The 22,561-nt window shown below is 71.2% G+C and carries 21 protein-coding genes; 17 read left to right on the forward strand and 4 right to left on the reverse strand.

Annotation, left to right across the window (positions count from 1 at the left end; all coding sequences use genetic code 11):
• Positions 1-14: 14 nt before the first annotated feature.
• The 11 genes from ACFY1H_RS03435 to ACFY1H_RS03485 all read left to right on the forward strand — a co-directional run bounded on the left by ACFY1H_RS03435 (position 15) and on the right by ACFY1H_RS03485 (position 12,643).
• Positions 15-2,123 (forward strand): hypothetical protein, encoded by a 2,109-nt coding sequence (locus ACFY1H_RS03435; RefSeq protein WP_386944287.1) that lies wholly within the window; start codon positions 15-17, stop codon positions 2,121-2,123.
• Between the two features lie 33 nt (positions 2,124-2,156).
• Positions 2,157-2,870 carry an SDR family NAD(P)-dependent oxidoreductase gene (locus tag ACFY1H_RS03440; protein ID WP_386944289.1) on the forward strand — a complete coding sequence of 238 codons (714 nt, stop codon included), beginning with the start codon at positions 2,157-2,159 and terminating at the stop codon, positions 2,868-2,870.
• 28 nt (positions 2,871-2,898) lie between these two features.
• Positions 2,899-4,047, forward strand: a complete 1,149-nt coding sequence (dgoD, locus tag ACFY1H_RS03445) for a galactonate dehydratase (protein WP_366580377.1) — start codon at positions 2,899-2,901, stop codon at positions 4,045-4,047.
• A complete protein-coding gene (locus ACFY1H_RS03450; protein ID WP_386944291.1) occupies positions 4,041-4,931 on the forward strand; it encodes a DUF4380 domain-containing protein in 891 nt (296 codons plus the stop codon). Before dgoD ends, ACFY1H_RS03450 begins: the two co-directional genes overlap by 7 nt.
• Positions 4,932-5,151: 220 nt before the next feature.
• A complete protein-coding gene (purB, locus tag ACFY1H_RS03455) occupies positions 5,152-6,579 on the forward strand; it encodes an adenylosuccinate lyase (RefSeq protein WP_366580381.1) in 1,428 nt (475 codons plus the stop codon).
• A 92-nt stretch (positions 6,580-6,671) separates the two neighbouring features.
• The gene (locus ACFY1H_RS03460) at positions 6,672-7,781 is read left to right on the forward strand and encodes an alpha/beta hydrolase (protein ID WP_366580383.1); all 1,110 of its coding nucleotides are present in this window, start codon (positions 6,672-6,674) and stop codon (positions 7,779-7,781) included.
• A gap of 230 nt (positions 7,782-8,011) precedes the next feature.
• A complete protein-coding gene (locus ACFY1H_RS03465) occupies positions 8,012-8,815 on the forward strand; it encodes an ABC transporter substrate-binding protein (protein WP_366580385.1) in 804 nt (267 codons plus the stop codon).
• 48 nt (positions 8,816-8,863) lie between these two features.
• Positions 8,864-9,640: an ABC transporter substrate-binding protein gene (locus ACFY1H_RS03470; protein ID WP_366580387.1), complete on the forward strand. Its 777-nt coding sequence runs from the start codon at positions 8,864-8,866 to the stop codon at positions 9,638-9,640.
• A gap of 6 nt (positions 9,641-9,646) precedes the next feature.
• Positions 9,647-10,414, forward strand: coding sequence for an amino acid ABC transporter permease (locus tag ACFY1H_RS03475; protein WP_366580388.1), 768 nt, complete (start codon positions 9,647-9,649; stop codon positions 10,412-10,414).
• Positions 10,411-11,151 (forward strand): amino acid ABC transporter ATP-binding protein, encoded by a 741-nt coding sequence (locus ACFY1H_RS03480; RefSeq protein WP_386944295.1) that lies wholly within the window; start codon positions 10,411-10,413, stop codon positions 11,149-11,151. Before ACFY1H_RS03475 ends, ACFY1H_RS03480 begins: the two co-directional genes overlap by 4 nt.
• A gap of 133 nt (positions 11,152-11,284) precedes the next feature.
• Positions 11,285-12,643 (forward strand): FAD-binding oxidoreductase, encoded by a 1,359-nt coding sequence (locus ACFY1H_RS03485; RefSeq protein WP_386944297.1) that lies wholly within the window; start codon positions 11,285-11,287, stop codon positions 12,641-12,643.
• On the opposite strand, the gene ACFY1H_RS03490 is transcribed toward ACFY1H_RS03485, so the two are convergent.
• Together ACFY1H_RS03490 and ACFY1H_RS03495 are read right to left on the reverse strand one after the other, a co-directional pair.
• Entirely contained in the window at positions 12,585-13,823 is a 1,239-nt protein-coding gene (locus tag ACFY1H_RS03490; RefSeq protein WP_366580393.1) for a hypothetical protein, read from the reverse strand. The genes ACFY1H_RS03485 and ACFY1H_RS03490 overlap by 59 nt on opposite strands.
• A 66-nt stretch (positions 13,824-13,889) precedes the next feature.
• Positions 13,890-14,681 (reverse strand): S-adenosyl-l-methionine hydroxide adenosyltransferase family protein, encoded by a 792-nt coding sequence (locus ACFY1H_RS03495; RefSeq protein WP_386944299.1) that lies wholly within the window; start codon positions 14,679-14,681, stop codon positions 13,890-13,892.
• Positions 14,682-14,728: 47 nt separating this feature from the next.
• Between ACFY1H_RS03495 and ACFY1H_RS03500 the strand changes: the two genes are divergently transcribed.
• The 4 genes from ACFY1H_RS03500 (at position 14,729) to ACFY1H_RS03515 (ending at position 18,254) form a co-directional block, all read left to right on the forward strand.
• The gene (locus ACFY1H_RS03500) at positions 14,729-15,613 is read left to right on the forward strand and encodes a phosphoribosylaminoimidazolesuccinocarboxamide synthase (protein WP_366580397.1); all 885 of its coding nucleotides are present in this window, start codon (positions 14,729-14,731) and stop codon (positions 15,611-15,613) included.
• A 32-nt stretch (positions 15,614-15,645) separates the two neighbouring features.
• Positions 15,646-16,479 carry a patatin-like phospholipase family protein gene (locus ACFY1H_RS03505; RefSeq protein ID WP_386944301.1) on the forward strand — a complete coding sequence of 278 codons (834 nt, stop codon included), beginning with the start codon at positions 15,646-15,648 and terminating at the stop codon, positions 16,477-16,479.
• Between the two features lie 521 nt (positions 16,480-17,000).
• Positions 17,001-17,471, forward strand: coding sequence for an NADPH-dependent FMN reductase (locus ACFY1H_RS03510; RefSeq protein ID WP_386944848.1), 471 nt, complete (start codon positions 17,001-17,003; stop codon positions 17,469-17,471).
• A gap of 75 nt (positions 17,472-17,546) precedes the next feature.
• On the forward strand, positions 17,547-18,254 hold the full coding sequence (locus ACFY1H_RS03515) for a DUF2334 domain-containing protein (RefSeq protein WP_386944303.1): 708 nt from the start codon (positions 17,547-17,549) through the stop codon (positions 18,252-18,254).
• Here the strand turns inward: ACFY1H_RS03515 and ACFY1H_RS03520 are convergent, their stop codons facing one another.
• Both ACFY1H_RS03520 and ACFY1H_RS03525 read right to left on the reverse strand, forming a co-directional pair.
• Positions 18,255-19,796 carry a cation acetate symporter gene (locus ACFY1H_RS03520; RefSeq protein WP_386944304.1) on the reverse strand — a complete coding sequence of 514 codons (1,542 nt, stop codon included), beginning with the start codon at positions 19,794-19,796 and terminating at the stop codon, positions 18,255-18,257.
• Positions 19,793-20,128 carry a DUF485 domain-containing protein gene (locus ACFY1H_RS03525; RefSeq protein WP_386944306.1) on the reverse strand — a complete coding sequence of 112 codons (336 nt, stop codon included), beginning with the start codon at positions 20,126-20,128 and terminating at the stop codon, positions 19,793-19,795. Before ACFY1H_RS03525 ends, ACFY1H_RS03520 begins: the two co-directional genes overlap by 4 nt.
• Before the next feature lie 133 nt (positions 20,129-20,261).
• Here ACFY1H_RS03525 and ACFY1H_RS03530 point away from each other — a divergent pair, with 133 nt between their 5' ends.
• Both ACFY1H_RS03530 and ACFY1H_RS03535 read left to right on the forward strand, forming a co-directional pair.
• Complete coding sequence (locus tag ACFY1H_RS03530; RefSeq protein WP_366580406.1) at positions 20,262-20,858, forward strand: TetR/AcrR family transcriptional regulator; 597 nt, start codon at positions 20,262-20,264, stop codon at positions 20,856-20,858.
• A 77-nt stretch (positions 20,859-20,935) separates the two neighbouring features.
• Positions 20,936-22,489, forward strand: coding sequence for a class I adenylate-forming enzyme family protein (locus ACFY1H_RS03535; RefSeq protein WP_366580408.1), 1,554 nt, complete (start codon positions 20,936-20,938; stop codon positions 22,487-22,489).
• The last annotated feature ends 72 nt before the right edge of the window (positions 22,490-22,561 follow it).

Here is a 22,561-nt window from a genome sequence, read left to right on the forward strand (position 1 = left end):
AAAGGTGTCGCCACATGCTCCCGCGCTCCCCACGCAGATCCCGCAGGGCACTCACGATCACGGTGGTGGCCGCGGCCGCCGCCACCGTGGTCGGGCTCGCGACCCCCGCTTCCGCGGCCCCCGCCGCGCCCTTCCCGCAGCAGTCCACCGCCGCCGACCAGGGCGCCCCGGACTACTACAACTCCGGCCTGGCGCAGACGCCGTACATGGGCTGGAACAACTACTTCGGCATGCCGACCGTGACCGAGGCCGGCGTGAAGGGTGTCGCCGACTACCTCGTCTCCAGCGGCCTGGCCAAGGCCGGCTACAAGTACGTCTGGATCGACGGCGGCTGGAACGCCAAGGTCCCGCGTGACGCGCAGGGCAACCTCGTGCCCGACCCCGAGCGTTTCCCGTCCGGCATGTCCGCGCTGGTCAAGTACATCCACGACCGCGGCCTGCTCGCCGGCATCTACACCGACGCCGGCCCGTCCGACGGCAAGAACTGCGCCGCGGGCAGCCAGGGCTACTACGAGCAGGACACGAAGCGCTTCGCCACCTGGAAGTTCGACGCGATCAAGGTCGACTTCCTCTGCGGCATCGCGAACAACCTCGACCCGGCGAAGGCGTACACCGAGTTCAGCGCGGCCCTGCAGAAGGCGGGCCGCAAGATGATCCTGAACATCTGCAACCCGGTGACCGACGACTGGGGCGTGCCGCACACGCCCAGCCAGACCGCCGGCGTCTCCTACACCTTCGGCCCGCTCGTGGCCGATTCCTGGCGCACCAACACCGACGTGGCCTTCGGAACCCCGTACGAGGGGATCTACAAGGACATGCTGCGCAACGCCGACGTCAACGCGGCGCACCCCGAGGCCAACGGGCCCGGCCACTGGAACGACCCCGACTTCCTGATCCCGATGCGCAAGACCGAGCAGGGCACCCTCGAGATGAACGAGGAGGAGTCGACCACGCAGCTCGTGCTGTGGGCGGAAATGGCTTCCCCGCTCATCATCGGCTCCGACCCGCGCACGCTGCCGCAGTCGATGATCGACACGCTGAAGAACCCCGAGATCATCGCCGTCGACCAGGACAAGCTCGGGATCCAGGGCGTTCGCGTGGCTTCCAACGGCTCGACCGACACCTACAGCAAGCGGCTCTCGAAGGACGGCGACCGCGCGGTCGTGCTGCTCAACCGTGGTGACGCGGACACGCAGATGACGCTGAACTTCGCCGACGCCGGCCTCACCGGCAAGGTCTCGATCCGCGACCTGCGCGCCCGCGCCGACCGCGGCTCGGCGACCGGCACCTACACCGTCACGGTTCCCGCGCACGGCACGGCGTTCCTGAAGCTGCACGGCACGGACCTGGTGCCCGGCACCAGCGTCGCGAGCGGCGCTTCGGCCAGTCCGGCCGTGGTCCGCAGCGGCGACAAGACCGTGACGTTCACCCGCGGCCCGCTCGGTGTGCTCCAGACGCAGGGCCTCGGCAAGGGCACCTCGGTCATCGGCGGCCCGTTCCTCGGCCAGCCGGCGGCGAACGCGCACGGATCGGCCATCGACGTCTACGTCCGTGGTCTGGACAACGCCGTGTGGCAGCTGACCTACGACGGGAAGCGCTGGGGCGCCTGGCACCGGCTCGGTGGCAACCTCACCGACTCGCCGTCCGTGACCGCCGACGGCACGCTCTACACCCGGGGCACCGACGGACAGGTCTGGACCCGCACCACCGACGGCCGCTGGTCCTCGCTCGGCTCGCCGAACGGCGCGCAGATCTACGGCCGCCCCGGCGCTGCGACCTCGACGGCCGGCACCACGGTCGCCGTCCGCACCCCGGACGACGGCGTGTGGGTCCGTACCCGCGGCACCGACGGCACGTGGTCGGACTGGACGTCGATCGGCGGCACCGTCTCGAGCAGCCCGACGCTCGTCGCGCAGGGCGACAAGGTCTCGGTGTTCGCGCTGGCCAGCGACTACACGCTGTGGCAGAACGACCGCACCGGCACCACGTGGGCCGGCTGGTTCAAGCAGCCGAAGTACCCGTCCGGCAGCGTCGTGGGCACCCTCGGCGGTGCGGCTGACGCGAATGGCGTCTGGCTCGGGGTGCGTGGTCCGGACGACCATGTCCGCGTAGACAAGCTCTGAGTACCAGGCTCTGAGCACGAGGAGGATTTGGCGATGTCCACACCAGACAACCCGACGGCCGTGGTGACCGGTGCCGCGTCAGGCATCGGCGCGGCGACGGCCCGGCGCCTGCAGGCCGACGGCTACCGCGTCGTGGGTGTGGACCTCGCCCCCCTCCCCGACGACCTCGCCGGCGTGCGCGGCGATGTGACCGCCGACGAGACCTGGGCGCAGGTCGTCGCGATGGCGGGCGAGGGCGGGGGCATCACTGCGCTGGTCAGCAACGCGTATGTACCGACCACCGGTCCGCTGCACGAGATGCCGCGCGAGCAGTGGCAGCACCAGCTCGACGTGAACCTCACCGGTTCCTACCTCGCGGTGAAGGCGTGCCTGCCCTCGCTGCGGGCCCGGCGGGGTTCCGTCGTGCTGGTGTCTTCGGTCCACGCGCGGTTCGGCCTGCCGGGCCACCCGGCGTACGCGGCGAGCAAGGGCGCGCTGGTTTCGCTGGCCCGCCAGCTCGCGGTGGAGTACGCGCCGGACGTGCGCGTGAACTCGGTGCTGCCCGGTCCCGTGCGCACGCAGGCGTGGGACCGGCTCACCGAAGAGGACATCGAACGCAGCGCGCGGGCCACGCCCGTCGGACGGCTGGGCGACCCGGGCGAGGTCGCCGCCGTGATCGCGTTCCTGCTCTCGCCGGCGGCCTCGTTCGTCACGGGCGCCGACCTGACCGTCGACGGCGGCTGGTCGGCCGCCAAGGATTCCGCTTAGACCGCGTCTCTTAGGAAGTGGGGGTCAGGTGAAGATCACCGGTATCGAGACGTTCCTCGTCGCACCACGTTGGTTGTTCCTGAAGGTGAACACCGACGAGGGCATCTCCGGCTGGGGCGAGCCCGTGGTCGAGGGCCGCGCCGAGACGGTGCGCGCGGCGGTGCACGAGATGGCCGAGCTGCTCGTCGGCCAGGACCCGCTGCGCATCGAGGACCACTGGCAGACGTTGCGCCGCGGCGGGTTCTACCGCGGCGGGCCCGTGCTCTCCAGCGCGCTCGCGGGCTTCGACCACGCGCTGTGGGACATCGCCGGAAAGGTGCACGGGGTGCCCGTGCACGAGCTGCTCGGCGGGCCCGTGCGCGACCGCGTGCGCGTGTATTCGTGGGTGGGCGGCGACCGTCCTTCGGGCATTTTCGACGCCGTGTCCGCGCAGGTGGAGGCCGGTTTCACGGCGGTGAAGATGAACGTGGCGGGACCGCTCGCGCCCATCGCGTCACCCGCCGAAGCCAACGCCGCGCTGGCCCGGGCGCGTGAGGCGCGTGAGGCGCTGGGCCCGGAGCGCGACCTCGCCATCGACTTCCACGGCCGCGTCTCGCCCGCGATGGCGCGGCGGCTGGTGAAGATGCTCGAAGAGGTCCAGCCGATGTTCGTCGAGGAGCCGGTGCTGCCGGAGACGCAGGGAGGCGCGCTGGCGTCGGTCGTCTCCGCGTCGACGGTGCCGATCGCGGTCGGCGAACGGCTGTACTCGCGCTGGGAGTTCAAGCCGGTGCTCGACGCGGGCGTCGCCGTGGTGCAGCCCGACCCGTCGCACGCCGGCGGCATTTCGGAGCTGCGGCGCATCGCCGCGCTGGCCGAGGTCTACGGCGCGAGCATGGCCCCGCACTGCCCGCTCGGCCCGATCTCGCTGGCGGCGTCGATGCAGGTGGCCTTCGCGACGCCGAACTTCCTGATCCAGGAACAAAGTCTCGGCATGCACTACCACCAGGGCACCGAGGCGCTGAGCTACCTCACGGACTCCGCGCTGTTCCGCTTCACCGACGGCTACGCCGCGCGGCCGACCGCCCCGGGCCTAGGCATCGAGGTCGACGAGGAAGCCGTGCGCCGCGCCGACGAGGTCGGCCACCACTGGCGTTCGCCGGTGTGGCGCCTGGACGACGGCGGGCTCGCCGAATGGTGACCGACGTCGTGTGGCTCGACAACGGTGTGCTGCGGCTCGGCGTCGTCCCGGCGCTGGGCGGGCGGCTGTTGTCGCTGGCGCACGGAGACGTCGAGCTGCTGTGGCGCAACCCGGCGTTGCTGGGTCCCGACCTGCAGCCGCTCGACGGTCACGTCCTGGCCCCGAACTCCGGCCGGATGGGCGACTGGGTCAACTACGGCGGAGACAAGACCTGGCCCGCACCGCAGGGCTGGGACGGGCCCGGCCAGTGGGCGGGGCCGCCGGACCCCGTGCTGGACTCGGGCCCGTACTCCGTCTCCGGCCTCACCGGGTGCTCGGTCACCCTGACCAGCGGCGTCGAACCCCGCACGGGCCTGCGGTTCACGCGCGAGCTGACGCTGGGCTCGGGCGCTTCGTACACCCTGCGGCTCACCGCGGCGAACTGCTCCGAGGCGCCGGTGCGCTGGGCCCTGTGGAACGTCACCCAGCTCCCCGGCGGCGGCACCGTCAGGGCGGGCCTGACCGGCGTGCGCACCCCGGCCGTCGTGGAGCTCGTGGCGGGCACCGGAAACCCGAAGTACACAGTGGACGGTGGCACGCTCGTGGTGCCGGCGCAGGACGTCGTCGGCAAGCTCGGCGTGCCGGACACCGCGGGCTGGGTCTCGTGCACCATCGGCGAGACCACGCTCACGCTGTCCTTCGACGTCGACCCGGCCGCGGAGTACCCCGACGCCGGGTCGCCGCTGGAGATCTGGCTGGAACACCCGCTGCCGGAACCCCTCGCCGACCTGGGCGACCTCGACCCGCCGGCGCGCATCGTGGAGCTGGAGGCGCTCGGCCCGCTGACCACGCTCGCTCCCGGTGAGACGACGTCGCTGACCGTGACCGGAACCGTCTCGGGCTGACGGCTCAGGCGTTCCAGCCGGGCGCGCGCGACGTGGTTCGTGCCCGTTCGTCACCGTGAGTGCCTCCGATAAATCCCTCGCGCACCCGCGGTCGGGTGTGTCAGGCTCTCCGCCGGCTCGGTGCACGGGGTGCCGAGGCCTTCGCGAGGCCGAACCGGTGGGAGTCACTGTGATCCCACCGGCCCCGCCCACGTCTGACCTGCGCGGGTATCGTGGCCGCGTGACGGACAAGCCCCGGATTCCCAACGTGCTCGCTGCCCGCTACGCCTCGCCCGAGCTGGTGCGGCTCTGGTCGCCTGAGCAGAAGGTGGTGCTGGAGCGGCAGCTGTGGCTCGCCGTGCTCCGCGCGCAGAACGAACTGGGCGTCGAGGTGCCCGAAGGCGTGCTCGCGGACTACGAGCGCGTGATCGACGACGTGAACCTCGAGTCGATCGCCGAGCGCGAGCGCGTGACGCGCCACGACGTGAAGGCCCGCATCGAGGAGTTCAACGCCCTCGCCGGCCACGAGCACGTGCACAAGGGCATGACCTCGCGCGACCTCACGGAGAACGTGGAGCAGCTGCAGCAGCTGCGGTCGCTGGAGCTCATGCGCAGCCGTGTCGCCGCGGTGCTCGCGCGCCTGGCCGCGCTGGCCGTGGAGCACTCCGACCTCGTGATGGCCGGGCGCTCGCACAACGTCGCCGCGCAGGCCACCACGCTGGGCAAGCGGTTCGCGACCGCGGCCGACGAGCTGCTGGTCGCGTTCTCCCGCCTGGACAACCTCATCGAGCGCTACCCGCTGCGCGGCATCAAGGGCCCGGTCGGCACGGCGCAGGACATGCTCGACCTGCTGGGCGACGAGTCCACTTTGGACCTCCTGGAATCCAAGATCGCCGAGCACCTGGGGTTCCGCAACCACTTCGTGAGCGTCGGCCAGGTCTACCCGCGTTCGCTCGACTTCGACGTGCTGTCCACGCTGGTGCAGCTGGCCGCGGCGCCGTCGAGCCTCGCCAAGACGATCCGCCTGATGGCCGGCCACGAGCTCGTGACCGAGGGCTTCAAGCCGGGCCAGGTCGGCTCGTCGGCCATGCCGCACAAGATGAACACGCGCTCGTGCGAGCGGGTCAACGGCCTCGCGGTCGTGCTGCGCGGGCACCTGTCGATGATCGGCGAGCTCGCGGGCGACCAGTGGAACGAAGGCGACGTGTCCGATTCGGTCGTGCGTCGCGTCGCGCTGCCTGACGCGTTCTTCGCGCTCGACGGCCTGCTGGAGACCTTCCTCACGGTGCTGTCCGAGTTCGGCGCCTTCCCGGCCGTGGTCGAGCGTGAGCTGGATCGCTACCTGCCGTTCCTCGCCACCACGAAGGTGCTGATGGCGGCCGTGCGCGGCGGCGTCGGGCGGGAGACGGCCCACGAGGCGATCAAGGAGAACGCCGTCGGCGTGGCCCTGGCCATGCGCGAGCGCGGTGCCGAGAACGACCTGCTCGACCGGCTGGCGGCCGACGACCGGCTGCCGCTCGACCGCGGTGACCTCGACAAACTCCTCGCCGACCGGATCTCGTTCACGGGCGTGGCGCCGGCGCAGGTCGAGGAGGTGGCCCAGCGCGTGGAGACCGTGCTGGAGCGCTTCCCCGAGGCGGCGCAGTACGCGCCGGGACCGATCCTGTAAGCGGAACTGACGGGACCCGACGGAAAATCCGGCTACTGCGGAGCGAGGCTGCTTCCTAGCCTCGGGGCACTGGCGACAGAAGAGAGTCGACGATGCCCCTCGCCCGCCGTGGCCTGGTTCTCCTGCTCACCGCCGTGCTGGCGGCCGCGTGTTCGAGCGGCCCGCCGGCCGCTCCCGCCCAAGCTCCGGCGCCGGCGTGCCGGGTGGTGAAGACCCCGGTCTCGATCCCCGGTGTCGCCGCGCCCGGCCAGCTCACCGGTGATCTGTGCGCGCCCCCGAGCGGCAACGGCACCGTGCTGCTGCTCGTCGCCGGGGGCGGCGAGAACGCCGACTACTGGGACCTGCCCGAGCTGCGCTCGAACAGCCTCGTGCGCGCAGCCCTGGCCGAGGGCTACGCCACCTACGCGCTCGACCGGCTCGGCACCGGACGCTCGACCGTGCCGGCGTCGAGCAAAGCGGTGACCTACGACGCGCAAGTGTCCACTGCGGACCAGGTGGCGACGGCCTTGCGCAGCGACGCCCAGGTGTTCGGCACGACCTGGCACACCGTTGTCGGCATCGGCCACTCGCTGGGCTCCGGCACGCTGGCCGGCGTCGCGGCCAAGCACGCCGGAGTGCTCGACGCCCTGATCCTCACCGGGTACGGCGCCGCCGTGACCCCGGAAACCCTGCAGCTCGACAAGCTCTACCAGGTGCCGGCGCGGACCGTCGGGACCCGGTGGCAAGGCCTGGACGACGGGTACGTGACGGTGCTGCCGGACAAGGTCGAGCAGATCGGCCTCGTCCACGGCCCGGGCACCGACCCGAAAGCGCTACCGGTGATCGGCGCCCACCAGGGAATCCTGTCCGACACCGAGCTGTCGTCCCGGCCGCAGGGCGCCGCCGCGGCCGCGCAGGCGGCCCGGATCACGGTGCCGGCGCTGGTCGCCGTCGGCCAGTTCGACCGCCACTACTGCGAGGGCAATCCGGTGGGCGCGCCGCCGTCGCCGACGCCGCAGTGCGGTGGCGCGCCCGCGTTCCAGAGCTACGAGAAGAAGCTGCTGCCGAACGCGTGCCTCGCCACGCACCTGGTCGCCGGCAGCGGGCACGCGATCCAGGAGGAGCTCGCCGCGCCGGCGGCGAACGCGTTGTACCTGTCGTGGCTGCGAACCACCTTCGGCGGCGGAAAAGCGCAGTGCGCGGAGACCGGCCCGATGCCGTGAGCTACTTCATTCGCGAGCGCCCGCAAAGCCCGCGAGTCCCGTTCACCGGGAAACCGGTTCCGGCTCGACCAGCGCCGGCGCGAATTCCTGTGACCGCGGGCACGAAGTCCACGTACTGAGACGAAGTTACCCGATCGGGCGAAATCCCTAATCTCGGACGCTGAACCCGGAAGCGCCAGGCCGCACCCCGCGGCCTGGCGTTTTTCATGTCCGTGAGCCAGGAAGAAGTCATGCGCAAGCTCCTCAGCACCCTCGCCGTCGTAGTCGCCTCTGCCGTCACGCTCACCGCGTGCGGCTCGTCGGACGCGTCGGGTCAGACGCTGCGCGTCGGCACCCTCACGGACGCGCCGCCGAGCATCTACCTCGAAAACGGCCAGTTCACCGGCTACGACAACGAGCTGCTGCGCGACATCGCCAAGCGCGAAGGGTTCCAGGTCGAGTTCGTCGGCACCGAGTTCTCCGGCCTGCTCGCCAAGGTCGCGGGCGGCCAGCTCGACATCGGCAGTTCCACGATTTCGGCCACCACCGCGCGCAAGAAGACCGTCGCGTTCTCCAACGGCTACGACACCAGCTACACCACCGTCGTGAGCAAGAAGGGCGCGAACCTGGCCGACGCGAGCGCGTTCGCGGGCAAGCGCCTCGGCGTGGTGCAGGGATCGGTGCAGGACGAGTTCGCGGGCAAGCTCGCGGGCGCCGAGGTCGTGCGCTTCCCCGACTACAACGCGGGTTTCGCGCAGCTGCGCGACGGCGGCCTCGACGGCTGGGTGGTGCCCAAGGACATCGGCCAGAAGTACCTCGACCAGAACCCGACCGTGCCGCTGGAGTTCGGCTACACGGTGCTGGACAAGGACACGCCCTCGGCCTACGCGGTCGCGAAGTCCAATCCGGACCTGCTGAACAAGCTCAACGACGGCCTCGCCAAGGCCGTCGCGGACGGCACCGTCGCCCGCCTGCACGCCCAGTTCTTCAAGCAGGCGCCCGTGGCCCCGGAGCTGGCCAAGGGCGGTCCCGGTCTGCCGGTGAAGAACGCGTGACTGTCTTATCCTGCATCGACGGTTCCGGCCGGGAAGCTGAGGAGTGACATGAAGAAGACATTGGTCACAGCCGTCACGGCGGCGGCCCTGCTCGCCACGCTCACCGCGTGCGGAGGGGGCAGCGGCAGCGACGGTGACACCCTGCGCGTCGGCACGCTGAGCGACTCGCGACCCAACGCCTACCAGGAGAACGGCCAGTTCACCGGGTTCGACAACGAGCTGCTGAAGGACATCGCGGCCAAGGAGAACCTGAAGGTCGAGTTCGTCGCGGTAGACTTCTCCGCGCTGCTGGGCCAGGTCGCCAACGGGACGTTCGACATCGGCAGCGCGGGCATCGCGCAGACCGACGCGCGCAAGCAGACGGTGGCGTTCTCCGATCCGTACAACTACCAGTCGCTCGGCATCGAGGCCAAGGAGACGGCGGGCATCACCGACGAGAACTCCTTGGCGGGCAAGCGGATCGGCGTGGTGCAGGGCACCGTCTCCGACACCTGGCTCGCGGCCAACGCACCCAAGGCCCAGGCCGTGCGCTTCCCGAACGACGCGGCGGCGCTGAGCGCGCTGAAGTCGTCGGCGATCGACGGCGCGGTGTTCGACGCGGCCTCGGCGGAGGACTACTCGGCGAAGAACCCGGGCCTCAAGGTCACCAAGACGATCACCACGACGATCCCGCACGGGTACGCCGTGAAGAAGGGCAACACCGATCTGCTGAACAAGCTCAACGACGGCATCAAGAAGGTCGTCGCCGACGGCACCTGGAAGAAGGTGCACCAGCAGTTCGAGCCGAACGAGCCCGTGCCCACCGATTTCGCCACGGGGCAGTAGCGCGTTATGGATCAGTTTCTCGACACGTTCCTCAACTGGGACTACATCTGGCAGGTCTTCCCCGACCTGCTCAAGACGGGCCTGGTCAACACGCTGATCCTCGCCGGGGTGTCGGCGGTCATCGGCACCGTGCTCGGCATGGTGCTGGCCGTGATGGGGCTGTCCAAGAAGATCTGGCTGCGCTGGCCCGCGCGGGTGTACACCGACATCTTCCGCGGCCTGCCCGCGATCCTGACGATCCTCGTGATCGGCCAGGGTCTCGGCACGCTCGCGCGGCCGATCGTCGGCCACAACCCGTACCCGCTGGGCATCACGGCGCTGAGCCTGATCGCCGCGGCCTACATCGGCGAGATCTTCCGCGCGGGCATCCAGAGTGTCGAAAAAGGACAGCTGGAGGCCAGCCGCGCGCTGGGCATGACCTACACCAAGGCGATGCTGCTGGTGGTGATCCCGCAGGGTGTGCGCCGCGTGCTGCCCGCGCTGGTGAACCAGTTCATCGCGCTGGTGAAGGACTCGACGCTGGTGTACTTCCTCGGGTTCCTCACCTCGCAGCGCGAGCTGTTCCGCATCGGCCAGGACCTGGCGGCCAACACGGGCAACCTGTCGCCGCTGGTGGCGGCCGGCGCGGTGTACCTCGTGATCACCGTGCCGCTCACGCACCTGGTGAACTACATCGACAAGCGCCTGCAGACCGGCCGCAAGGTCCGCGCCGACCCCGGCGACGACGGCGGCAGCAACCTGTCGCTCGTGAACACCGAGAGGGTGAGCCTGTGACCACCGCCGTGCGTTCGTCCAGTGTGGAGCTGCGCGACATCCACGTCAGCTTCGGCACGCTCGAAGTCCTGCGCGGCGTGGACCTGAGCGTGCCCAGCGGCCGCACGACGTGTGTCATCGGGCCTTCGGGCTCGGGTAAGTCCACGTTGCTGCGCTGCGTCAACCGCCTGCAGGAACCCGACAGCGGCGACCTGCTGCTCGACGGCACCAGCGTGATCCACTCGAACCCGGACGTGCTGCGCCAGCGCGTGGGCATGGTGTTCCAGCACTTCAACCTGTTCGGTCACCGCAGCGTGCTGGACAACATCGTGCTGCCGCTGCGGAGCGTGAAGCGACTGTCCAAAGAGGACGCAACGGCGATCGCGCACGCGCGGCTGGCCGAGGTCGGCCTGGAGGACAAGGCCCCGTACCGGCCGTCGGCGCTCTCCGGCGGGCAGCAGCAGCGCGTGGCCATCGCGCGGGCGCTGGCGATGGACCCCGAGGTGATGCTGTTCGACGAGGCCACCTCCGCGCTGGACCCCGAGCTGGTCAAAGGCGTGCTGAACCTCATGGCGGGCCTGGCCGAGCGGGGCCTCACGTTGATCGTGGTCACGCACGAAATGGGCTTCGCTCGCAGCGTCGCCGACGAGGTGGCGTTCATGGACGCGGGCCGGATCGTGGAGCAGGGCAGCCCGGACCAGATCTTCGACAACCCGCGCAGCCCGCGGTTGCAGCAGTTCCTTTCGCAGGTGCTCTGAGCGCTCTCGGCAATTTCCCCGAATCGTTCGCCCGTATCACGAAATTCGGTGACTTGACCGGAGAGTTCCGGAGCGTAGTCTCGGCCCCGCACTTCATCGCATTCACGCTCGAGGCGAGAGCGAGGAAGCCGAGATGGGTGGAGCCGGGGAGCTCACCGCGCGGGTCAAGGGCGGCGTCTATTTTCCGGGCGACGTGGGATACGACCGGGAACGGGCCGGGTTCGACCGCGCGCTCGACCACCGGCCCGAGGTGGTGGTGGCGGCCGGGGCCGAGTCCGACGTGGTCGCGGGCGTGCGCTTCGCCGCGGAGCACGGGCTGGCCGTCGACGTGCAGGCGACGGGCCACGGCGCGCACCGCTCGATGGGCGGCGGCCTGCTCGTCACCACGCGGAGCCTGAACCGCGTCGAGGTCGATCCGCGCCGGCAGGTCGCGCGCGTTTCGGCCGGCGCCACCGCGGGCGACGTGCTCGCCGCCACCGCCGCACACGGCCTGACCGCACCGGTCGGGTCCGCGCCCGGCGTCGGCTTCGTCTCCTACAGCCTCGGCGGCGGCCTCGGGATGCTCGGCCGGCGCCACGGGTACGCCGCCGACCACGTGCGCCGCCTCGAGGTCGTGACGGCCGACGGCCGCGAGCTCACCGTCACCGGCGAGCAGCACCCCGAGCTGTTCTGGGCCCTGCGCGGCGGCGGTGGCAACCTCGCCGCGGTCACGGCGCTGGAAACCCGCCTGGTGCCGCTGCCCGAGCTCTACGGCGGCGGCCTGTTCTTCACCGCCGAGCGCGCGCCGGTGGTCATCGAGCGGTTCCGGTCGAGCCTGGCGACGGCGCCGCGGGAGCTGAGCCTGTCGCTCGCGTTCCTCGCCTTCCCGGACGTGCCGGGCGTGCCCGAGCCGCTGCGGGGCCGGTTCTGCTGCCACCTGCGCGTGGCCTACCTCGGCGCCGCGGACGCCGGCCGGCGGTTCGTCGAGCCGCTGATCACGGCGGGCCCGTTCCTCGACACGGTGAGAACGATGCCGCTGACCGACCTCGGCTCGATCCACGCGGATCCGGTGGGCCCGATGCCGGTCGACAGCGAGAGCGTCGCGCTGACCGGCGAAGACGCGCTGGAGGTCGTGCCCTCGCTCGTGGACCCGCACGCACCGTTCATGCTGGAGCTGCGCCACCTCGGCGGCGCGCTGGCCGACCGGCCGGCGATCGCGAACGCCGTCGGGCACCGCGCGGCGCGGCTGAACCTGTTCACGTCGGCCTACCCCGGCACCACGCCCGGGTCACAGGCGCACGTCTACGACGCCGTTTCGGAATGGAGCGTGGGCGGTCCACTGAGGACGTTCCTGCCGACGAGCCACGTCGACGCGTCGTCCTGCTACGAACCGGCCACGGCCACGGAACTCGCGCGGCTCAAGGAGGTCTGGGATCCGGGTGACGTGTTCAGCTTCACGCCGGCCGTGGTGGCACCAGCTCTTCGAGCCAGTCGAACATCCGGTTCTCGGTGAGCAACCGGCCCATCGGCTGCACGTGCTCGTTGGCGCCCTCCTCGACGGTGAACCGCAGCAGGTCGGCGCGGCCGCCGCGCCCGCGCACCAGCTCGGCGAGCCGGCTGGACTGACCGGGCCAGAACTGCTCGTCGTCGGGGTCGGTGATGAGCAGGGGCGTGCTGATGGCGGCGACGGTTTCCTCGTCCAGCCGGTACTTCTCGACGGCCTTGAACAGGTCGTACCAGTCCTCGTGCGAGTACGGCCGCGCCCGGAACGTCAGGGTGCGGCGCAGGCCCGGCAGACGGACGGCGAGGCCCATGTCGCGGTTGAACGCGTCGCGCTCGCTGTGCGCGAGCGCCGACCGCATGCCCCTGGACAGCGGGTGCATCCACGACGCCGACACGTCGACCACACCCGGGTCGAGCACCGCGGCGGCCAGGCGGTGCTCGAACGCGAGCGCGCGGGGCAGCCAGTAGCCGGCCTGGCTGATGCCGTAGCCGGCGAGCTCGGCGACGTCTGGACGGTCGACGAGCGTGTCGACGACCGGGGTGAGCACGGCTTCCCAGTCGTGGCGGAAACACGTTTCGCTCTCGAACAGCATCGACTGCTGGCCGGGGCCGTCGTAGAGGAAGGCGTTCCAGCCGCGGGCCAGCGCGCCGGCGGCGGCGGAGGTCCACAGGTCGCTGAGGGCGCCGTCGCTGCCGTTGGTGATGACGAGCGTCCGGCGTGCGGTGCCGGAGGCGTCGGGGCGCAGGAGGTAGCCGGGCAGCTCTGTGCCTTCGTAGGGAACCGGGACGCGGAGGAAGGCGCCGTCGGAGCAGTCGACCACGGCTTCCCAGCATTCCCGGTGGTGGCGGAACGCTTCGGTCAACGCGGCCGTGTCGTCCCCTGTGGACAGTCCGTCGACGACGCAGGCCCAGTACGTCGCCGCGCGCAGGTAGTGGGAGCCGGCGCTGACCAGGTGCCCGGCTTCGCGCGCCTTCAGGGCTTCTTCCTGGACACGGGCCGCGGTCCGTTCCCATTCGCGCGCCCAGTCCGCTTGCCGGCCGACGCGGGCGATCGTCGCCAGCACCTCGCCGACCTCACTCGCCCCGCGCACCGCTCGGCCGAGCACCCCGCGCGTCGCGAAATCGAGCTCGTCGTCGCGGAAGAACCCCGCGGAAATGACCTTGTTGCCGTGGGAAACCAACGCCGCCATTCGTGCCTCCCCATTTTTCGTCCACACTCGCCTCTCGGTGCGGGCGTTGACAAGGCGGCGTTCTGCTCAGCCGGCGGGGGAAGCGGTGATCGTGCATTCCTCGGCGGCGCCCAAATTCAGCACGGCAGCAGCGGATCCGCCGTTGACGGCGACCGCCAGGTGGCCGGCGGAGTCGGTGAAAACCAGGTTCGCGCCCGGGGGCACGTCGCCGAACGTCCGCCCGATCGTCGCGGACACCGCGACGCGTTCGCTGTGGACCGTCACGCCGCCGGCGAGCCCGGTCAGCTCCAGGTCGGCGGGGGTGGCGGCGAGCTGGACGTTGCCGAAGTGGTCGACCGTCAGCACGTCCGACACGAGCTTCCCGGGGAACGCGGCGATCAACGGCTCCGGCAGCCGGACCAGGTCGTCGACCTCGGGCCCGAAGCTCGCGGGTTCGGCCCCGAGCGCGATGCGCGCGGCGGCGGGGGCGAACACGTCGCGGCCGTGGAAGGTCGCCGACGCCGGGCCGGGCACGTCGATCTCGTAGGCCTCGGTCACACCGCCGAGGGCGGCCGCGGCGGGCAGGAGCAGCCCGTTGTCGGGCCCGACCAGCGGACCTCGGGGGGTGACGACGACCAGTCCGCGCCGGGTGGTCCCCACGCCGGGGTCCACCACGGCCAGGTGCACGGCATCGGGCAGCGAGGGCACGGTCTGCGCCAGCACCGCCGCGCCCGGGCGCACCTGGTGCGGTGGCACGAGGTGCGTCACGTCGAGCACCCGGACGTCGGGCGCCAGGCGCGCGATCACCCCGTGGCAGGCCGCGACGAAGCCGTCGCGCAGGCCGTAGTCGGTGGTGAACGAGATCCAGCGGTAGCGCATGACCTGCATCATCCTCGGTTCCGACGGCCTCGGGTTAGGGTGCAGCCGTGACGACGCTCGCCGAATACCCGAAGATCGCCGCCGGCAAGGTCCGGGAGCTCTACGCCGTGGGGGACGACCACCTGTTGCTGGTCACGTCCGACCGCATCTCGGCGTACGACTTCGTGCTGGACACGCCCATCCCCGACAAGGGCCGCGTCCTCACGGCGATGAGCGTGTTCTGGTTCACCCAGCTCGCCGACCTCATCCCGAACCACCTCGTGGCCTGGGACGACCCGCGCATCCCCGCCGAGGTCCTCGGCCGGGCGCTGCTCGTGCGGCGCCTGGACATGCTGCCGGTGGAGGCCGTCGCGCGCGGGTACCTCACCGGGTCGGGTTTCTCGGACTACCAGCGCAGCGGCTCGGTCTGCGGCGTCGAGCTGCCGGGCGGCCTGGTCGAGTCGGCGCGGTTGCCCGAGCCGATCTTCACGCCGGCCACGAAGGCCGAGCTGGGCGAGCACGACGAGAACGTGTCGTTCGAAACGGTCGCCGCGCAGATCGGCGCTCCGCGCGCGACCGAGGTCCGCGACGCGACGCTCGCCATCTACCGCCGCGGCGCCGAGTTCGCGGCCGAGCGCGGCATCCTGCTGGCGGACACGAAGTTCGAGTTCGGCCTCGACGCCGAGGGCCGGCTCGTCCTCGCCGACGAGGTCCTCACGCCCGACTCGTCGCGCTACTGGCCGGCCGAGGGCTACGAGCCCGGCCACGCGCAGCCGTCGTTCGACAAGCAGTACGTGCGCGACTGGCTCACCGGTCCGTCCGGCTGGGACCGTGCGTCGAACACCCAGCCGCCGCCGCTGCCGGACGACGTCGTGGCCGCCACGCGCGCGCGGTACGTCGAGGCCTACGAGCGGATCAGCGGGCTTTCGCTGGCCGACTGGCCGGGCGCCTGAAACTGTCGGTGGTCGCTGGCAGACTGGGGGCCATGAGCGAGGCTTTGGTACTGGGCGGCGGCGGGGTCGCCGGAATCGCGTGGATGACGGGCCTGCTGGCGGGCCTGGCCGACGCGGGGCGTGACGTCAGCGGGGCGGACCTGATCGTCGGCACGTCGGCGGGCTCGACCGTCGCCGCGCAGATCGGCAGCGGGTTGAGCCTGGGCGAGCTGTACGTCCGCCAGACCGACCCGGCGCGCCAGTCCCCGGAGATCCCGGTCGAGGTGGACCTGGAGAAGTTCGGCGAGCAGTTCGGCGCCGCCGTGTCGGCCGGCTCGGTGCTCGAGGTCCGGCGCGCGGTCGGCGAGTTCGCGCTGGCGGCCTCGACGGTGCCCGAGTCCCGCCGCCGCTCGGTGATCGAGGCGCGGCTGCCCTCGCACGAGTGGCCCACCCGCGAGCTGGCGATCGTGGCCGTCGACGCCGCCTCCGGCGAGCCCCGCGTCTTCCGCAACGACTCGGGCGTTCCGCTGGTCGACGCCGTCGCCGCCAGCTGCGCCGTGCCGGGCATCTGGCCGCCGGTCTCGATCGAGGGCCACCGCTACGTCGACGGCGGAGTGCGCTCCGCCGACAACGCCGACTACGCCGCGGGCTACGACCGGGTGCTCGTGGTCATGCCGCTGGGCTCGGCCGACGTGTTCCCCACGGAAAAGCCCTTCGCGGACGTCGTGGCCTCGCTGCGCGCCGGCGGTGCTGCCGTTGCCGTCGTGGAACCCGACGAGGCCTCCCTCGCGGCCATCGGCCAGAACCCCCTCGACCCGGCGACGCGCCGCCCCTCCGCCGAAGCGGGACGCGCGCAGGGGAAGGTGTTGGAGATCGTCTGGTCGTGATCGCTTCGCCCGCCGGCTGATCGAGAGTGAGGAGCCGGCGGGAAGCGACAACACCAACTGACTGTTACGCAGTACTTCCCGGAGAGCACCTCACGCCGTCTTTGCTCGTGGCGATCGGCGCGACCGCCTGGGCCGGGTTTACCGCTCGGCCCCAACAGCCCGGCCGCTCGCCGTCCGGCGACGGAGGCAGGGCGAGCGCAGGGGAGGGCCGGAGATCGCCTGGTGGTGACTCGACGTTCCTCGCGGTTCGCCCGACCTCTGGCAACTCCGTCCTCAGACTTGTCCACACCTATCCACCCGAGCCGCACTTGTCCACAGGTCCTGTACGCGCCGTTTTCGGGCGCCGGCGTCGATAAGCTGGGACGGGGAGGCCCCGCCGGAAGGGCGAGGGCTTGTCCGCGGTGTGATCGCTTCATGAGTGAGGCAGAAAACAGGCAGCCGACTCGACTTTCACTGGCAGACTGGCGCCCGTGATCCTGCTCATCTGTGGCAGTCTGCGGGGCGGTTCGGTGAACGCGGCGGTGATCGGGACCGCTGCGGGGTTCACCGAGTCCAAGGTCTACGCGGGCCTCGGCGACCTTCCGCACTTCAACCCCGACGACGACCAAGATCCCCTGCACCCGGCCGTGGTGGCGTTGCGCGCGGAGGTCGGGGCGGCCGATGGCGTGCTGATCTGCACGCCGGAGTACGCGGGCGGCCTGCCGGGGTCGTTCAAGAACCTGCTGGACTGGACCGTCGGCGGCGGCGAGATCTACGGCAAGCCCGTGTCGTGGATCAACGCGTCGTCCGTGGCGGCCCCGACCGGCGGCGCGGACGCCCACGAGTCCCTGCGCAAAGTCCTCACCTACGCCGGCGCGCGCATCATCGAAGACGCCTGTGCGCGCATCCCGATCCCGCGCCACACCGCGTCCGGTGGCGTGATCACCGACCCTGACCTCCGCGGCCGGATCGCGATGGCCGTGAGCCGGTTGGTGGAGGCCACCAAAGCCTGACACTGCGTAACTCTCATGTGTCCTTTCTGTGCAGTTCACGGCGTTGTCAGGCACGCGCCACCGGGCTGAGGCGCAATGGGACACGTGGATGCTCGCCTGCTGGTATCGCTGTCCGGGGCCACCCCGCGCACGCTGCACCGCTGCGCCGACCTCGCGTCGGAGCTGGAGCGGCGGCGGGTGCCGCTGTCGATCCTGCACGTCGCGCGGACCGAGGACGGTCCCGTGACCGCGTGGGTGCGCACGCGCGCCGCCGCGGGCGACTCGGTGCTGCTGCACGGCTACGACCACCGCATCACGCCGACGCACCGCACCGTCCAGCTCGGCCGCCGCGCGGAATTCGCCGCGCTGCCCGCGCACGAGGCGCGCCTGCGCCTGATCGCCGCGAAGGCCGCGCTCGACACCACCGGCGTCGCCGTCGACGGTTTCGCGCCGCCCCGCTGGCTCGCTTCGCAGGGCACGCTGCAAGCGTTGCGGGAACACGGTTTCACGCTCTGCGCCGACGCGGGTTCCGTCCGTGACCTCGTGACGGGCGAGGTGCGGCGGGCGCGCGTGCAGGAGTTCACGAGCCAGTCACACCGCACCGAAACGGTCCGCTGCTTCGCCCTCGTGCTGGCGTCGGCCCGCGCCGCCCGCCGAGGCGGACTGGTCCGCCTCGGCATCGACGCGGCCGACCTGACCCGCCCCGGCCTGCGCCAGGCCCTGCTCGACGCGGTCGACGTCGCCATCGAAAACCGCGCTTTCGGCAGCACCTACGGCTCCCTGCGCCGCGCGGCCGCGGCCTGATCACTCCGCGCCGAGGCCCGTCGCCGCCCGCACGCGCAGCTCGGTGAACTTCGTGTCGTCCTCGCGCGCCCGGCTCAGCTTCGACCCGACAACACAGCCGAGGAAGCCCAGCGGGATCGACACGAGCGTCGGGTAGTCCAACGGGAACGGCGCGTGCGCCGCCCCGCCCGGCCACACGGCGGGGCTCAGCACGATCAGCACCACCGAGCTCACCAGCCCGCTCGCGATGCCGGCCAACGCGCCCCACGTGGTGAACCCGCGCCACGACAACGCCAGCACGAGCGCCGGGAAGTTCGCGCTCGCCGCGACGGACAACGCGAGCCCCACGAGGAACGCGACGTTGAAGTTCGGCCCCGCCAGCAGCGTCACCGCCACCGCGATCGCGCCGATCACGGCGGACGACAGCCGCGCCACGAGCTTCTGCTCCCGCTCGGTCGCGTCGCCGCGCCGGATCACGTTCGACCACAGGTCGTGCGAAGCCGAACCCGACGCCGACAGCACCAGCCCGGCGACGACCGCCAGGATCGTCGCGAACGCGACCGCGCCGACGAACGCCATGAACACCTGGCCGCCGAACGCGTCCGGCCCGCCGCCGAGGTGCTGCGCGAGCAGCGGCGCCGCCAGGTTCGCCCCCGGCCCGGCCGGCTTCTCGCCCGCGGACCCGAGCAGCGCGCGAGCGCCGTAGCCGATGATCGACGTGAGCACGAAGAACGTGCCGATCAGCCCGATCGCCCAGCCCACCGACGCCCGGGCCGTCTTCGCGTCGGGCACGGTGAAGAAGCGGATCAGGATGTGCGGCAGCGCCGCCGTCCCGATCACGAACGCGACCGCCGCGGCGACGGTGTTCAGCGGGGTGCGGTGCGAACCGCCGGGCGCGAGGTACGCGTCGCCGAGCGGGTGTGCCGCGGCGGCGCGGTCGAACAGGCTGATCGGGTTCCAGCCGACCTGGCTCAGCACCCCGACCGCGAGGGCCAGCCCGGCCGCCATCAGCAGCGCGGCCTTGATGATCTGCACCCAGGTCGTGGCGAGCATGCCGCCGAACACCACGTACAGGAGCATCGCGGCGCCCGTGATGATCACCGCCAGCGTGAACGCGAGGCCCGTCAGTGCCCGGATCAGCACACCGGCGCCCACCAGCTGCGCGATCAGGTAGATGGTGACGATGAACAGGTTCGCCGACGCCGTCATCGCGCGCACGGGCCGCGCGCGCAGCCGGTACGACAGCACATCGGCGACGGTGAACTGGCCCGCGTTGCGCATGCGCTCGGCGAAGAGCAGCAGTACGAGCAGGAACGCGACGGCCGCGGCGATCGCCAGCACCCAGCCGTCGAAGCCGCTGAGGAAGATCAGCCCGGTGAACCCGAGGAAGGTCGCGGCGGACATCAGGTCGCCCGCCACCGCGAAGCCGTTCTGCGCCGCGGAAATCCCGCGGCCCGCGGCCAGGTATTCGGTGGTCGTGCTGGTCCGGCGGGCCGCGAAGAACGTGACCACCAGCGTCACCACGATCAGCACCGCGAACGCGGTGAGCCGCACGGCGTTCACCGGGCCACCACCGCGGTACGGCCGAGCGCGGCCGTCTCGAGCGGGTCGAACACCCGGGCCGAGCGGCGCAGGTAGGCCCACGTGATGACCCCGACCAGCGCGAATTGGCTCAAGCCGAGCGCGTACGCGAGCGTCAAGCCGCGGAACACCGACGAGCCCAGCGAGCCCGGCAGCCACGCGACGAGCACGAGGAACAGCGCGAACCAGCCGAGGCCGGCCGTGAGCGCGACGGCCACGAACCGGCGCCGCGACCGGACGAGCGTCTGGAACGCGGGCGTGGCTTCGACCTGCGCAAACTCGGTGTCCAAAGAGGAGGGGGAGGGAGTCGGCATGGACTGCTCCTTTCAAAGTGGACAGAGGCTAGCTAACGCTCGTAAGTAAGACAAGTGTCCGGTTCGCGAAGTTGGTTCCGGTCCCGGTCGGGTGACTGCGCTCGCCGCTTCGGGGAGCTGGAATCATGGACCCATGGCTCCAGGGGCGGTCGGCAAGTCCGAAGCGAAGACGACGGTGAGCCCGGCCGCGGTCCGGGACGCCGCCCTCACGCTGTTCGCCGAGCGCGGCTACCACGGCACGGCCCTCAGTCAGATCGCGGCGGAGCTCAAGATCCGCACGCCCAGCCTGTACAACCACATGCGCGCCAAGCAGGACCTGCTGCGCGACATCGTCGCCGACACCACCGAGCAGGTCTGGGCCGACTACGAGGAAGCGGTCGAGGGTGTCGACGACGTCGCCGAGCGGCTGCGGAACGCGACGCGCGTGTACGCGTTGCGCCACGCCACCCACCGCCGTGAGGCTCTCGTCGTCAACCGTGACATCGCCAGCCTCGAAGAGCCCGCGCGCAGCAATGTGCTGGAGCTGCGCCGCCGCCACGCGCAGGCGTTCCGGAGCCTCATCGAGGAAGCGGGCGGCGCCGACCGGGAGTCGGCGACGCTCGCCGCGTTCGGGATTCTCGAGATGTGCGTGAGTATCGCCCGCTGGTTCCGCGAAGACGGCCCCCTCACGGCCGAAGAAGTCGCGGCGAAGTACAGCGAGTACGCGCTGCGCGTCGCCGGTTTGGCGTAGCGAACACACCTTGCCTCGGCTCCGGCCGCTCTCTACACTCCAGCAACTAACTATCATTAGTTAATATCGTGGTGGAGATGCCGATGCTCAGAGTCGAGTTGATCCGTCCCATCCCCCAGCTGCTGGTCGGGCACGCGGCGCGCTTCGGCGGGAAGGTCGCGTTCTACGACGACCGCCGGTCGGTCACCTACGCGGACCTGGCGGAACGCACGCGGCGGCTCGCGGGGAACCTCGTGGACGAGGGTGTGGTGCACGGCGATCGCGTGCTGATCTACCTGGACAACAGCGTGGAGACGGCCGAGTCGTACTTGCTGACGACCCGGCTGGGCGCGGTCGGGGTGTGCGCGAACCCGAACGCGGCGCCGGCTGAGGTGGCCTACCAGCTGGGCGACAGCGCCGCCCGCGTGGTGATCACGGACGACGCGCACCTCGACCACGTCCGCACGATGGTGGCGGCGCGCGGCGTCGACACGCTGGTCCTGCTCGTCACCGACGGGGCCGTCCCGCCGGACGCCCGGTCGTACGAGAAGTTCGCGACCACGGAACCGAAGAGCTCGCCCCGCGACGACCTCGGGCTGGACGACGTCGCGTGGATGCTCTACACGTCCGGCACCACCGGCCGGCCCAAGGGTGTGCTGCTGACGCAGCGCAGCTGCCTGTGGGTGGTCGCCGCGTGCTGGGCGCCGATCGTCGGGCTGACACCGGCCGACCGGGTGCTCTGCCCGCTGCCGCTGTTCCACTCCTACGCACTGGACCTGTGCGTGCTCGGCGTTTTCGCCGTCGGTGCCACGGAACGGATTCTGCCGCGGTTCACGACGTCGCGGGTGCTGGAGCTGTTGACCGAGGAGCCCTTCACGTTCATGCCCGGCGTGCCCACGATGTTCCAGTACCTGCTCCACGGTGCGCGCGGGAAAGGCTTCCACAGCACCACGCTCAGGATGTGCGTGTCCGCGGGCGCGATCATGCCGGCCGCGCTCAACGCCGAGTTCGAGCAGGAGTTCGGGGTGCAGCTGCTGGAGGGCTACGGCATTACCGAAACGTCCACAATGGTCACCATGAACACGCCGGGCGGCGGCCGCGTGCTGGGCTCGTGCGGGCTGCCGCTGCCCGGTGTCGGCGTGCGGCTGGTCGACCCGGTGACCGGCGAGGACGTGGGTGTCGGCGACGAGGGCGAGCTGTGGGTCAGCGGCCCGAACATCATGCAGGGCTACCACAACCGCGCCGAGGCGAGCGCCGAGGTGCTGCGGCTCGGCTGGTACCGCACGGGTGACCTCGGGCGGCGCGACGCCAACGGGTTCCTCACGATTTCGGGGCGCACCAAGGAACTCATCATCCGCGGCGGGGAGAACATCTACCCCGCCGAGGTGGAGGCGGTGCTGCTGAAGGTGCCCGGGGTGGCCGATGCGGCCGTGGTCGCGCGCAAGCACGCCGACCTGGGCGAGGTGCCCGTCGCGTTCGTCGTGCCCGAGCGGCCGGGCAAGCTCGACGAGCCGGCGCTGCTGGCCGCGTGCCGGGAGGAGCTTTCGCACTTCAAAGTGCCCGAGCGGATCGTCGAGATCGACGCGATCCCCCGCACCGGCTCGGGCAAGATCATGCGCTTCCGCCTGCAGGAACGCCTGATCGACGCGTGACGCGCGCCGCCCCGGGTTGACCGGGAGCGGCCGTGCTCGTACTCTACAAACTAACGTTAATTAGTAAGGTGG

This window comes from Amycolatopsis sp. NPDC001319, assembly GCF_042896185.1.
Classification (GTDB): domain Bacteria; phylum Actinomycetota; class Actinomycetes; order Mycobacteriales; family Pseudonocardiaceae; genus Amycolatopsis.